Genomic DNA, 13,402 nt, shown 5'->3' on the forward strand with positions numbered 1-13,402 from the left:
GCTACAGATTGGATAATGTATTCCGATTTTCGCGTCAAACCCCTTTTTCTGCGTCGAAGACCGGGTTATGTCTCATTCTGGAGGTGGGTCGATAGAGGAAAGTATCCAATCCTTCGTCGCCACGGATGATATTCGAGATAGGGAACACGATTGGAATGGGCACAAACTATGATGTGGTGATCGTTGGCGGAGGCGTTGTCGGCAGCTCGATCGCCTACTTCCTGTCAGCCAACCCGGATTTCGATGGCAGGATCGCGGTGATCGAGCGGGACCCCTACTACACGGCCTCCTCGTCTTCCTTGTCGACCAGCGCCATCCGCCAGCAGTTCGGCACGGCGCCCAACATCGCCATGTCGAAGTTCAGCATCGACTTCCTGCGCCAGGTGAAGACACGGCTTGCCATTGGTGATGAGCTTGCGGACATCGGGCTGCATGAGCCTGGATATCTCGTGCTGGCGACGCCTGAGCGGGCCGACGCGCAGCGTGCCAAGAACCGCGTTCAGCGCGGCATGGGTGTCGACGCCGAATTGATCGAACAAGCTGATCTGGCACGACGCTTCCCCTGGCTCAACACGGACGATCTCGCGCTCGGCTCGCTCGGCCTTGGCAGCGAAGGCTGGTTCGACGGTCCTGGCCTGATGCAGGCATTCCGTCGCAAGGCGCGCACACAGGGCGTGGACTATCTTGCCGCGACAGTGACCGGACTGACCATGGCGTCTTCCGGCAAGGTGGGTGAAGTGCTGCTGGACAATGGTGAGAGGCTTGCCGCCGGCACGGTGATCAACGCGGCCGGGCCATGGAGCGCGGGCATTGCCAGGATGGCCGGCACCGACCTGCCGGTCGTCCCGAGTAAGCGATGCGTCTTCGTCTTCGAAACGCCGGCAAGAATCGACAACTGCCCCTTCATCTTCGACACAAGCGGCCTCTGGCTGCGGCCGGAAGGTCAGCTCTTCCTGTGCGGTGTTCCGCCGGTGCGCGAGAACGAGCCGGACGATTTTGGCCTGGATGTGGACTACGACCTGTTCGACGAATTGATCTGGCCGGCGCTCGCCCATCGTGTGCCCGGCTTCGAACAATTGCGCATGCTGCGCGCCTGGGCGGGGCTCTACGAGTACAACACCTTCGACCACAGCGGCATCATCGGCCGGCATCCGGAGATCTCGAACTTTGTCCTGGCCACCGGCTTCAGCGGCCACGGCATGATGCATGCGGCGGCAACCGGGTCGGGCGTCAGTGACCTCATTGCCTATGGCGAGTACCGCTCTGTCGACCTGTCGGCCTTCCGCTACGAACGGATCGCTGGCAACCAGCCCATCGAGGAACATGTCTACTGAAGCGAAACGGGCGACATGGCATCGCAGTGACAACGGTGCTATGCGTCCACTTCTTCAATCAAAACGGCGCCAGTCGACAAACAAGGCGGCCGCCCCAGGCTGATTCATGCTCGTACAGAAGAAAACCATCTCGACCCAGGTCGCCGATGCCATCAGGCAGAAGATCCTGATCGGCGAATACGAGGCCAATTTCCAGCTACGGCAGGAGCATCTGGCCACCGAGTTCGGCGTCAGCCGAATTCCGGTGCGAGAGGCGCTGCATCAGCTTCATTCGGAAGGCTTCGTCACGCTGGTTTCCCACAAGGGCGCCGTCGTCACCTCCATTTCCCTGGACGAGATCCTCGAGCTCTACGAATTGCGGGCCCGGATCGAAACATGGCTACTGGCCCTGGCCATTCCAAGGATGACAGAGGCCGACTTCGCGCTGGCCCGCGAGCGCGCAGAGCAGCACCAGGAGCAGGGCAAGACCGGCGAGTACTCGAACCAGCTCAACTGGAATTTCCACGCCGCGCTCTACCAGCCGTCTGGCCGCAAGGCGACGATCGAACTGGTGGGGCGCATCTACCAGCAGCTGGAACGCTACACACGCATGATGGTGACGCTCACCGAAATCCAGGCCCAGTCCGACCGCGACCACTGGCAACTCATCGACCTGTGCGAAGCCAAGGATACGCTGCGCGCCGTCGGCCTGTTGGAAATGCATATCATCACCAGCGGCAAATTCCTGGTCGACCGGCTTCAGGAATTGCGGGGAAGCTGACGGACCAGTTGTTCCTGGGCCTCATCGACCTCCCCAATCCTTTGCGTTGGTGGATCATTTGCCGGGCAGATTGGTCGCCCGCGTCAGCAGGATCACGCCTGCCTTTTCGGCTGTGTCGTAGTAGGTGAAGCCGGTGCGGTTTTCCCGGCGCCCGCGCATCAGCACGGCAAGTCCGTCAGTTTTCGCCTTGGCTTCGGCTGCATCCGCATCGCGGACCTCAAAGCCGATATGGAAGACGCCTTCACCCTTGGTATCGAGATGAATCCGCTGCGGTGAAGGATCGCTGTTCGGCTGGCACAGCTGCAGTTGAACGTTCGGCAGGTTACAAATCCGGTACTGCATCGCCTTGAAACCCTTCGGACTTGGGACCTCAAGTTCTTCGTACTCGGCCAGCGGCGGATAGGATTCCCATGGCCCAATGCCGATGGAGTCGTAATAGGCCTGCGCCTTGTCGATATCGTGCACGACGATGCAGAGATGATGCAGCTTGTCGAAGTTACCCATATCCTCTCACTCCTTGATCGGGACCGTATAGTTCAGAACGCGGCGACCCCCGTCGGGGTAGATCGTCTCGCCGGTGATGTAAGAGGCGTCGTCGCTGGCCAGGAACGCCACAACAGAGGCGATCTCGGCAGCCGTGCCGAGGCGTCCGAGCGGTGTGCGCGAAAGAACCGCCCGTCGCATTTCTTCCGAATCGATGAATGTCCCGTCCATGACCATGTCCGTGGCGATGGTGCCCGGGCCGACACCGACCACGCGGATGCCGTGGGGAGCGAAGGCAACAGCCGCGGTACTGGTGACCTGGTTCATGCCGCCCTTGGAGATCGCGTAGGTGGCGACGCGTGGATTGGCGAGGCCCGAATTGATCGACGACATGTTGATGATGACACCGCCTCCACCCTGCGCGATCATCTGGCGGGCTGCGGCCTGGGTGCCCATGAACGCGCCCTTCAGATTGATGGCGAGAACCCTGTCGTAATCCGCCTCGCTGATGTCGAGAAAATCCTGGACCGGAGCGATGCCGGCATTGTTGACCATGATGTCGACGCGGCCGAACCTGGCGACCGCCGCCGCGACCAGTGCATCGACCTTGTCCTTCTTGCTGACATCAGTGACTACGGCCAGGACGCTGTCGGTCGAGCCGATTTCAGCGGCACATTTTTTCAGTTCCGCGGCATCGATGTCGCCGAGCACGAGTTTCGCGCCTTCGGCCAGAAAGCGTTCCGCGCAAGCTCGTCCGATGCCGCGTGCCGCTCCCGTGACAACCGCAACCTTGCCTGTCTGTCTCATGTCCAGTCCTTCGATCATTGTTAGTCGACCACCGTCTCGGGGAGCGATGTGCTGAGCTTGGCCACGGATAGGGATAATTCTCCCACCGAAGCCAAGCCTAGCGGATAACGAAGGGATTGGCGGTCTTGCCGGCTGTGTCTATCCACACCGTCTTGGTTTGCAGATAGGAATTGATGGCCTCCTGTCCGCTTTCACGCCCGATACCGCTTCTCTTGTAGCCGCCGAACGGCGCCATGTAGGAGACGGCGCGGTATGAATTGATCCAGACCATCCCCGCTTCCATTGCGGCCGCGCCGCGCAGTGCCCGGCCCATGTCGCTGGTCCATATCCCCGCCGCCAGTCCGTAGGGGCTGTCGTTGGCAATGGCGAAAGCCTCATCCTCGTCGTCGAACGGGATGACCGAGAGGATTGGCCCGAACACCTCTTCACGTGCGATCCGCATGCTGTTGTTCACGCCGGTGAAGATGGTGGGCTCGACGAACCAGCCCTCGCCCAGTTCGCCGGACGCTGGCTTGCCGCCGCCCAGCACGCAAAGCGCACCCTCGCGGCGCGCGATGCCGAGGTAGGACAGCACCTTCTCGCGCTGGGCTTGCGTGGTGATCGGCCCGACCTGCGTCTCGGCCAGCGCCGGATTGCCCAATCGAGCACTGGCCGCCAGCGTTATGACGCCCTCCACGAACCGGTCATGGATCTTGCGATGCACCAGCAGGCGCGAGCCGGCGATGCAGGTCTGGCCGCTGGCCGCGAAAATGCCTGAGATCGCGCCGTTGACCGCGCTCTCGATATCGGCGTCGTCAAAGACGATGTTGGCCGATTTGCCGCCAAGCTCCAGCGTGACGGTCTTGAGCTGTTCGGCAGCCGCTCGATAGACTGCGATCCCGCCGGGCTCACCGCCGGTGAAGGCTATCTTGGCGACGTCGGGGTGGGCAACGAGCGGCACGCCGACATCGAGCGGCATGCCGGTAACGGTGTTGACCACGCCTGGCGGGAACCCAGCCTGCGCAAACAGTTTCACGAACTCCAGCGTCGAGGCCGAAGCGTGTTCCGACGGTTTGATGACGACGGTGTTGCCGGCCGCCAGCAGCGGCGCTAGCTTCCAGGTCAGAAGCAAAAGCGGCGAATTCCAGGGCACGATGGCTGCAATGACACCCAGCGGCTCGTGGCGGGTGAAGGCGAACATGCCAGCCTTGTCGATCGGCAGCACCGCCCCTTCGATCTTGTCGGCAAGACCGCCGAAATAGCGGAACCATTCCGGGATATAGCGCAGCTGCGCCGTCATTTCGGTGAGCAGCTTGCCATTGTCGCGCGTCTCGATGGCGGCAATGCGCTCCGCGTTGTCGGCGATCAGGTCGGCCATCCGCACGAGCAGCTTGCCACGCGCAGTGGCGGTGATGCCGGCCCATTCCTTCGACCGGAATGCCGCCTTGGCGGACGCCACGGCGGCGTCCACCTGGGCTGCTCCCCCGCGCGGGATCAGCGCCCAGGGCCTGCCGGTGAACGGATCATGGCTCTCGAATGTATCGGCTGTCGATTGCAGCCGACCGCCGACCGTGTTCTGGAAACTGACCAGCGCCATATCGGTTCTCAACAAGTGGCAAAGCCCAGATGGGCGCGAAAGCGGTTCTTGACCTCGACCGCGTCGCGCGGTGGCAGCGAGCGCGGCAGGTTCTCGGCGGTGATTTTCAGCACGAAAAGGCGTGGACCTTCGGCCGGGCGACGCAGCTCTTCACACAGCGTGTCGACCTCCTCCAGCGAGCGCAACTCGGCGGTTTTCGAAAACCCGCAAGCGGCCGCGACTTTGTCGAAACCGATGCCTTTGCCCGTATGGCTGGACTGCATGCCGGTCTCGCCGAAGTGCTGATTGTCGAGCACGATCAAGTCGAGATTTTTCGGCCGCGCCACCGAGATCGTCGCCAGCGAACCGAACGCCATCAGTTGTTCGCCGTCTCCGGTAATCACAATGACCCGCTTGTCGGGCTGGGCCTGGGCAAGCCCGAGGCCGATCAGCGCCGCACCACCCATCGCGCCCCACAGATAATAGTTGTCGTTGCGGTCACCGGCGGCATGCACGTCGTAGCTCGGCGAGCCGAGACCGGTCACGACCAAGGCGCCGTCGCGGGAGTCAAGGAGCTTCTTCACCGCGACTCTGCGGTCCATTGTCGGTAACGTCATGTCGTTCACCACTTCTTCTTGCCGAGCAGCCGTTGCCCGATCAGCACTGCGATCTGCTGGTCGGCGTCGAAAGCCATAGCAGCCGCTTGCGCGACCGTTTCCACCAGGTCGTCACCAGTCTCGGCGCGCAGCACCCTGAGGCCGATTGCCTTCAGCGAGGCCTCCGTCGCCTGCCCCATCGGCACCTGCCACGGGTTGAACTCTGCCCACTCGCCTCGCATCGTCACCAGAACGAGCAAGGGAAAGCGCGCATGCACGGGAAGCGAAAGCATATTGATACAGTTGCCAACGCCGGAAGATTGCATGAGCACGACGCTCCGCTTGCCACCGAGCCAAGCGCCTGCAGCAATGGCGATGCCCTCCTCTTCGGTCGTCAAGACATTGGTGACGACCTCAGGATCCGCACCGAAGAGGCGGATCAATGTGGTATGGCCAGCATCGGGCACATAGGACATATGGCTGATGCCGGCAGCCTTGAGCACATCATAGACGTGGTCTGGCCAATGCCTTTCTGATGCCGCCGGGGCAGATGCAACCGCAGCTGTTTCCGGGTGTTTCGCTTGTACGCTCGCCGTCACCTTGGACCTCCGAGAATTGAGTTGGCATTAGATTACCTCAGCTATCCGATCTAATCTTCGTCCCTTTATTGTGATCAGATATAATGATATTCGATAGCTCATGGAATTATCGCAGCTACGGACTCTGATCCACGTCGCCGAACTCGGTAGCCTCAGCAAGGCTGCCGACCGGCTACACATTGCGCAGCCAGCGCTCAGCCGGCAGGTGCGCATGCTGGAGGAGGAATTGGGCTTTGCCCTTTTTCTGCGCCACGGACGCGGCATGGTGCTGTCCGAGCAGGGCAAGGAGGTTCTGACACACGCCATGCGGGTGATGGCCGAGATTGACGAGATCCGAGCCACAGCCACGCCCGCCGACGCGCCGCTGACCGGCGAAGTGGCCATCGGCCTGCCACCCACCGTTGCGGACATTATTTCGCTGCCGTTGGCTGCCGCATTCGGCAAAGCCCACCCCAAGGCGAAACTCAGACTTGTGAGCGCCTACACCGGCTATTTGCTGGACTGGATGCACCGTGGCGAGGTGGACGTCGCGGTGCTCTACGACCCGCGCATGGCGCGTTCGTTGCGCTCGCACCCGCTGCTTCTGGAGAACCTCTTCTTGATTGGACCGCCAGACGCGGGATTTTCAACCGTGCGCGCCGTGTCGTTCACCTCGCTCGCCGGCAAGCGCCTGCTGCTGCCCAGCATCAAGCATGGGCTGCGCATCATCGTCGAACGCTGCGCCACTGATGCCGGCATCACGCTGGACGTCGGCATCGAAGCGGATTCGTACTCGGCGCTGAAGGACCTGGTGCGCAACGGCCATGGCTGGACGATCCTGCCGCTCGCCCCTATCCATGCCGACGTGGTTGCGGGGCAGCTCACGGCTGCGCCGCTTATCGATCCCGTGCCCGTGCGTCGCCTCATCCTTGCCTACCCGGCAGACCGGCCTGCCTCGCGGCTGGCGCGGTTTGCCGGACAAGCGATAGAGGACATCGCCAAGGACCTTGTCGGGCGCGCCGTCTGGGTTGGCCAGCTTCTTGGCCCTTCATCGTAAGCATTTGAATTACGTTATATCTGGTCACGCCTGCCTTGCATTGCTGATAGGACATAGAGGCGCGATAGTGAGGCCCGCAGTTAGACGAAGGCCGGACAAACATTATGGAACACTATCAGGACATTCGCGATGCCGTCGCCAGGTTGTGCGCGCGCTTCCCCGGAGAATACTGGCGCGCACTCGACAGGGACATGGCCTATCCCCGCGAATTCGTCGAAGCATTGACGGAGGCTGGTTGGCTCTCGATTCTGATCCCGGAGGCGTATGGCGGCTCGGGCCTGCCGCTTTCGGCCGCCGCCTCCGTGCTGGAGGAAATCCAGCGCGCCGGCTGCAATGGCGGTGCCTGCCATGCCCAGATGTACACGATGGGCACGCTTATTCGCCACGGCTCGGAAGCCCAGAAGCAACGATACCTGCCGAAGGTCGCCGCGGGAGAATTGCGTCTGCAGGCCTTCGGCGTCACCGAACCGACCAGCGGCACCGACACCGGCGCTCTCAAGACCACTGCTCGCCTCGACGGCGATCATTTCGTGGTCAAGGGCCAGAAGATCTGGACCAGCCGCGCCGAGCATTCGGATTTGATGCTGCTTCTGGCGCGGACCACACCGCTCAAGGATGGCATGAAGAAGACCGACGGGCTCTCCGTCCTCATCGTCGATATGCGCGAAGCCGTTGGCAACGGCCTCACCATCCGGCCGATCCGCACCATGATGAACCATGCCACCACCGAAGTCTTCTTCGACGATCTACGCGTGCCGGTCGAAAACCTGATCGGCGAAGAGGGAAAGGGATTCCGCTACATCCTCTCGGGCATGAACGCCGAGCGCATCCTGATTGCAGCCGAATGCGTCGGCGATGCGAAATGGTTCATCGAAAAGTCGAGCGTCTACGCGAAGGAAAGGCATGTGTTTGGCCGAGCGATCGGCCAAAACCAGGGCATCCAGTTTCCAATCGCAAGGGCCTACGCCAACATGCGCGCGGCCGAATTGATGGTGCGCGAGGCGCTGAACCTCTACGAGGCCGGCAAGAACCCCGGTGCCGAAGCGAACATGGCCAAGATGCTGGCGGCCGACGCCTCTAACGAAGCCGCCAATGTCTGCATCCAGACGCATGGCGGGTTCGGTTTCGCGGAAGAGTACGATGTGGAGCGCAAATTCCGCGAGACGCGTCTCTATCAGGTCGCGCCGATCTCGACCAACCTCATCCTGTCATACCTTTCCGAGCACGTGCTTGGACTGCCGCGTTCCTACTAGGAGTTGCCGCCGTGAACGTCCTCATCGTCTACGCCCACCCGGAAGCAAAATCCTTCAACGGCGCCATGAAGGATATGGCCGTGGAAATATTGACCCGCGCAGGCCACGATGTGGTCGTCAGCGACCTCTATGCGATGGGCTTCAATCCTGTCGCAGGGCCGGGCGACATATCAGGCGAGCGGAACGATCCGGACTTTTTCAGCCTGCCGCGCGAGCAGACCGCGGCGTACGAGGCCAACGCGCTCTCGGCCGACATCATGGCCGAGATCGAAAAGCTGAAACAGGCGGACTTCGTGCTGTTCCAGTTCCCGGTTTGGTGGTTCGGAATGCCCGCGATGCTCAAGGGCTGGGCCGACCGTGTGTTCGCGCGTGGTTTTGCGTATCTGCCGGGGCGCAAATACGACACCGGCATGTTCAAGGGAAAGCTCGCCATGGTGGCCGCCACCACGGGCACTTCGGCCGACACCTATGCGCCCGATGGCATCGATGGCGACATCCTCACGGTGCTGTGGCCGATCCACAATGGCCTGCTACGCTACTCCGGCTTCGACGTGTTGCCGCCCTTCGTCGCGTATATGCCGGGCCGTGTCGGCGACGATGGCCGCAAGGCCTATCTGGAAGCCTATAGCAAGCGGCTCGAGGACATCGACGGCACGCCGCGGCTTTTCTTCCATGCCGCCGAGGACTACGGCAAGGACGAGCGGCTAAAGCCAGGCGTGCTGGCGCGCTCGGGGGTACAGCGCAATGTCTGACGGCGCCCGCCCGCTGGAGGGTCTGTTCGTCGTTTCGATCGAGCAGGCGGTCGCCGCTCCGCTCTGCACGGTCCGCCTCGCCGATGCCGGGGCGCGCGTCGTGAAGATCGAGCGCCCGGAAGGCGAAACCGCGCGTCATTACGATTCCACCGTTGAAGGCATGTCGGCTTACTTCGTCTGGCTCAACCGCGGCAAGGAAAGCGCGGTTCTCGACCTGAAAGCCGAGCACGACCTCGCTCTCCTGCACCGGATGGTGGCGCGCGCGGATATTCTCGTGCAGAATCTCGCGCCGGGCGCCATCGACAGGCTCGGCCTCTCCGCCGATGCAATCGCGGAAAAATTTCCTCGGCTGATTGCCATCAACATCGTCGGCTACGGACAGGACACGCCTTACGCAGCTATGCGCGCCTACGACATGCTGGTGCAGGCGGAAAGCGGCATCTGCGCCGTCACTGGCACGCCGGACACGCCGAGCAAAATCGGGGTTTCCGCCGCCGACATCGCCACCGGAATGAATGCCCATGCAGCGGTCCTTGAAGCCTTGTTGGCGCGCGAGAAGACCGGACGCGGTCGCATTGTCGAAATTGCCATGTTCGACGCCATGGCCGACTGGATGACCGTGCCGCTACTGCACTACGAATATGCGGGCCGCGAGACGCAGAGATATGGCCTGGCACACGCTTCGATCTACCCATATCGACCTTATGCCTGTCGGGATGGCAGCGTGGTCGTGTCCATTCAGCAGAACAATGAATGGAAGCGCTTCTGCACCATCGTGCTGCAAAGGCAGGATTTGTTCGCCGACGAACGCTTCGCCACCAATGCCTGGCGGGTGGCCAACCGCACGGCGCTCGACGCCGAGATCGAACCGATCTTTGCGGCAATCGACTGCGAAGAGGCTATCGACCGTCTCAATGGTGCGCAGATCGCCTGGGGCCGGGTGAGCGCAATGCACGACCTGCCGCGCCACAAGGCATTGCGCCGGACAGAGGTGGCGCTGCCGGACGGCAGGCGCATCTCCGTGCCGATGCCGGCAGGGCGGTCGGAGGGATTCGCATCCGTCCCCAGCGTTCCCGCCCTTGGCGCCGATACGGACCGGATCCGTTCCGAATTCGCCGCCTGACGAGGAAACTCATGAGCCCGGACACGAGCACGCTGCAGGAATGGGTTGGACGCACACACGAGGTCGAGGACGTTGTGACCTCGCGCCTGCTGGCCAGCTTTGGCGCCACGCTTGGGGACTACGCAGCGCAAACTGCCGAGGGTGCGGCAGCGCCCGGCCTGCACTGGTGCCTGACGCCCGATATTGCCGATCGGCGCGAACTCGGACCTGACGGGCACCCGGCCAAAGGCCACTTCTTGCCTCCGGTGCCACTTCCGCGCCGCATGTGGGCCGCCAGCGATGTGCGTTTCATGGCGCCGATCCGCTCCGGCGACCGCATCCGCCGCTGCTCGACATTGACCGCCATCGAGGAGAAACAGGGCCGCACCGGCCCGCTCACCTTCGTCACGGTCCGGCACGACATCGCCAACGACGCCGGCCCGGTGATCGAGGAGAACCAGACCATTGTCTATCGCGCCGCCGGCGCTACTGCGGCGACCCCTGCCCCGCCGGGAACTCCACCCCCGGCCGCATCGCACGAGCGCTGGGTTGACGTGGATCCGGTGCTACTCTTTCGTTACTCCGCACTGACGTTCAATGGGCATCGTATCCACTACGACGCGCCTTACGCCACAACGGTCGAGGGTTATCCCGGGCTCGTCATCCATGGCCCGCTGCAGGCGACGCTGCTCCTGAACTTCGCCACAGCCATTTGCGGCTCCTCGCCGCGCCGTTTCTCGTTCCGGGGCGTGCATCCGGCGACCAGACCGCAACGCCTGCTTCTGAGCGCAACGTCTCCGGGCAATGACGGCATGGCTCTCGAGGTACGGTCGGCCGACGGCCATGTGACGGTGAAGGCCACGGCGCAATGGTAGGCTTCGTCACGCCTGTCGTGCCGCTTTTCGTGCCGGGCTCGCGGCCGGAGCGGTTTGCCAAGGCCGACAACAGTGGCGCGGATGCGGTCATTCTCGACCTCGAGGATGCCGTCGCCCCTGGCGACAAGGACCGCGCTCGCGAAGTGGTCGTTGCTCAGGCGGCCATGCTGAAATCAGCGATCGTGGTCCGCATCAACGCCGCCGGCACACCCTGGCACGAAGCGGATATCGATGCCGTACGGCGCCTCGACGGCGTCTCCGTCATGCTGCCCAAGGCCGAACGTCCAGAAGACATTGCTGATATGGCCAGGCACATGGCACGCAGCGTTTCCGTCATCGCGCTGGTCGAAAGCGCTGTCGGCCTTGCCAACCTGCCGGCCATACTGGCCACGTCCGGCGTCGTTGCCGTCGCCTTCGGCTCGGTCGACTTCTCGCTCGATCTCGGTTGCGCGCATGATCGGCTGACTCTGCTTGCGGCCCGCAACGAAATCGTCTGGCGCTCGCGCGCGGCTGGCCGTGCCGCGCCGATCGACGGGGTAACGACCGACCTGAGCAGTCCTGAAATCACCGAGGATGACGCCCGCCACGCCATGAAGATGGGCTTCGGCGGCAAGATGGCGATCCATCCGAGGCAGATCGAGCCGATTCGCGTTGCTTTTCGCCCAAGCGACAATGAAATCACTTGGGCACGGGACATCGTCGGCGCAGCTTCGTCCGGCGAAGCTGTCCAGGTGAACGGCGAAATGGTGGACCGGCCAGTCATCGAGCGAGCAAGGCGGATCCTTCGCCGGGGCCGCCTTGGTCTAGAGGGCGCAGAGAAGGAGCGATAGGTGAGCCTGGACACCGCCGATTGGCCGACAGCCAGGCTTTGCGCCTTCATCGCCGAGCTCGACTTCGAGCAAATTCCGCCGCGCGTCGTACATTTCGCGAAAGGACTGATGATCGACTGGCTCGGCTCAACCCTCGCCGGCAAGGGCGCGCGCCAGGTCGAGATCATCGACGGCTTTGCTCGTGCAATGGGGCCGGCGGACGGTCCAAGCATCGTCATCCCGACTAGACGACGCACGAGCCCCTACTTCGCGGCGATGGTCAATGCCGCGGCCTCCCATGTGGTGGAACAGGACGACGTTCACAACGGCTCGGTCTTTCACCCAGCTGCGGTGATCTTTCCAGCCGTTTTGGCGGTTGCGGAAGCAGAGGGGAAGACCGGGCGTGAAATCCTGACTGCTTGCATCGCCGGCTACGAGGTTGGCATCCGGGTCGGAGAGTTCCTGGGGCGGTCACATTACCAGATCTTCCACACAACGGGTACGGCCGGCACTGTCGCCGCGGCCGCCGCTGTCGGGAAGTTGATCGGGCAGGACGCGGCCGGCATCAACCATGCACTCGGCTCCGCCGGCACCCAAGCAGCGGGGCTCTGGGAATTCCTGCGTGATGCCGCCGATTCCAAGCAGCTTCATACGGCGCGAGCCGCCGCCAACGGCGTGTTTTCTGCCTATTTGGCGCGCGATGGCTTCAAAGGCGCTGCCCGCATCCTCGAAGGAAAAAAGGGCATGGCCGCGGGCATGTCCAGCGACGCCGATCCGGCCCGCCTGACGGACGGGCTCGGCAATCGTTGGGCAACGGAGGAGACGTCCTTCAAATGGCACGCCGCCTGCCGACACACTCATCCCGCCGCTGACGCGCTGCAGTCTCTCATGCGTCGCGAAGGGCTCGGTCCGGACGACATCGCCGATGTGGTGACCCATGTCCACCAGGGAGCCATCGACGTCCTGGGCGCGGTGGTCATTCCGCAAACCGTGCACCAGGCGAAGTTCTCCATGGGTACGGTGTTGGGGCTGATCGCCGTCCATGGTGTCGCCGACCTTGATGCGTTCGAACGCCACGCCCTTACCGATGCCCGCGTTGCGCGCTTCCGCTCCAAGGTGCGCATGGAACTTGATGCCGAAGTCGACACGCTTTACCCCCGGCAATGGGTTGGCAAGGTGAGTGTCGCGACCGTTGACGGCCGCAAACTCAATGCCCGCGTAGACGAGCCCAAGGGCGACCCCGGCAACACGCTTGCGAAGCAAGAATTGGAAGCCAAGGCCATACGCCTTGCCGAATTTCGTGGCGGGGCCACCGCTGATGAGATGCGCCGCTGCATAGCCCGTGTCTGGAAGCTCGATCAGCCCGGAAGCACATCGGACGTCGTGAAATTCTAGTCTCGAATTGACATCAACCAAGGCCGAACGTCTTGGATCTGCTAAG

14 protein-coding genes are annotated in these 13,402 nt (G+C 62.8%); 9 read left to right on the forward strand and 5 right to left on the reverse strand.

The annotated features are described in order from the left end of the window. Window positions 1-155: 155 nt before the first annotated feature. Together HB778_RS31245 and HB778_RS31250 are read left to right on the forward strand one after the other, a co-directional pair. The gene (locus HB778_RS31245; protein WP_183459522.1) at window positions 156-1,334 is read left to right on the forward strand and encodes an NAD(P)/FAD-dependent oxidoreductase; all 1,179 of its coding nucleotides are present in this window, start codon (window positions 156-158) and stop codon (window positions 1,332-1,334) included. Window positions 1,335-1,440: 106 nt separating this feature from the next. Beyond that, the gene (locus HB778_RS31250) at window positions 1,441-2,094 is read left to right on the forward strand and encodes a GntR family transcriptional regulator (RefSeq protein WP_183459524.1); all 654 of its coding nucleotides are present in this window, start codon (window positions 1,441-1,443) and stop codon (window positions 2,092-2,094) included. A gap of 54 nt (window positions 2,095-2,148) precedes the next feature. Here the strand turns inward: HB778_RS31250 and HB778_RS31255 are convergent, their stop codons facing one another. From HB778_RS31255 to HB778_RS31275, 5 genes are all read right to left on the reverse strand, one after another. Next, a complete protein-coding gene (locus tag HB778_RS31255) occupies window positions 2,149-2,598 on the reverse strand; it encodes a VOC family protein (protein WP_183459526.1) in 450 nt (149 codons plus the stop codon). A gap of 6 nt (window positions 2,599-2,604) precedes the next feature. After that, on the reverse strand, window positions 2,605-3,384 hold the full coding sequence (locus tag HB778_RS31260) for an SDR family NAD(P)-dependent oxidoreductase (protein ID WP_183459528.1): 780 nt from the start codon (window positions 3,382-3,384) through the stop codon (window positions 2,605-2,607). A gap of 97 nt (window positions 3,385-3,481) precedes the next feature. Then, on the reverse strand, window positions 3,482-4,960 hold the full coding sequence (locus tag HB778_RS31265; RefSeq protein WP_183459530.1) for an aldehyde dehydrogenase: 1,479 nt from the start codon (window positions 4,958-4,960) through the stop codon (window positions 3,482-3,484). Between the two features lie 8 nt (window positions 4,961-4,968). Beyond that, window positions 4,969-5,556, reverse strand: coding sequence for a thiamine pyrophosphate-dependent enzyme (locus HB778_RS31270; protein ID WP_183465281.1), 588 nt, complete (start codon window positions 5,554-5,556; stop codon window positions 4,969-4,971). A gap of 5 nt (window positions 5,557-5,561) precedes the next feature. Continuing rightward, window positions 5,562-6,134 carry a thiamine pyrophosphate-binding protein gene (locus HB778_RS31275; protein WP_183459532.1) on the reverse strand — a complete coding sequence of 191 codons (573 nt, stop codon included), beginning with the start codon at window positions 6,132-6,134 and terminating at the stop codon, window positions 5,562-5,564. Between the two features lie 100 nt (window positions 6,135-6,234). Between HB778_RS31275 and HB778_RS31280 the strand changes: the two genes are divergently transcribed. The 7 genes from HB778_RS31280 (at window position 6,235) to HB778_RS31310 (ending at window position 13,356) form a co-directional block, all read left to right on the forward strand. After that, entirely contained in the window at window positions 6,235-7,170 is a 936-nt protein-coding gene (locus HB778_RS31280) for a LysR family transcriptional regulator (RefSeq protein ID WP_183459534.1), read from the forward strand. 104 nt (window positions 7,171-7,274) lie between these two features. Next, the gene (locus HB778_RS31285) at window positions 7,275-8,423 is read left to right on the forward strand and encodes an acyl-CoA dehydrogenase family protein (RefSeq protein WP_183459536.1); all 1,149 of its coding nucleotides are present in this window, start codon (window positions 7,275-7,277) and stop codon (window positions 8,421-8,423) included. A gap of 11 nt (window positions 8,424-8,434) precedes the next feature. Beyond that, complete coding sequence (locus HB778_RS31290; RefSeq protein WP_183459538.1) at window positions 8,435-9,175, forward strand: NAD(P)H-dependent oxidoreductase; 741 nt, start codon at window positions 8,435-8,437, stop codon at window positions 9,173-9,175. Continuing rightward, window positions 9,168-10,298: a CaiB/BaiF CoA transferase family protein gene (locus HB778_RS31295; protein ID WP_183459540.1), complete on the forward strand. Its 1,131-nt coding sequence runs from the start codon at window positions 9,168-9,170 to the stop codon at window positions 10,296-10,298. Before HB778_RS31290 ends, HB778_RS31295 begins: the two co-directional genes overlap by 8 nt. An 11-nt stretch (window positions 10,299-10,309) precedes the next feature. Then, a complete protein-coding gene (locus HB778_RS31300; RefSeq protein WP_183459542.1) occupies window positions 10,310-11,152 on the forward strand; it encodes an FAS1-like dehydratase domain-containing protein in 843 nt (280 codons plus the stop codon). Then, the gene (locus HB778_RS31305; RefSeq protein WP_183459544.1) at window positions 11,146-11,982 is read left to right on the forward strand and encodes an HpcH/HpaI aldolase/citrate lyase family protein; all 837 of its coding nucleotides are present in this window, start codon (window positions 11,146-11,148) and stop codon (window positions 11,980-11,982) included. Before HB778_RS31300 ends, HB778_RS31305 begins: the two co-directional genes overlap by 7 nt. After that, complete coding sequence (locus tag HB778_RS31310) at window positions 11,983-13,356, forward strand: MmgE/PrpD family protein (RefSeq protein ID WP_183459546.1); 1,374 nt, start codon at window positions 11,983-11,985, stop codon at window positions 13,354-13,356. Window positions 13,357-13,402: the final 46 nt, after the last annotated feature.

The organism is Mesorhizobium huakuii, from assembly GCF_014189455.1.
GTDB lineage: Bacteria > Pseudomonadota > Alphaproteobacteria > Rhizobiales > Rhizobiaceae > Mesorhizobium > Mesorhizobium huakuii_A.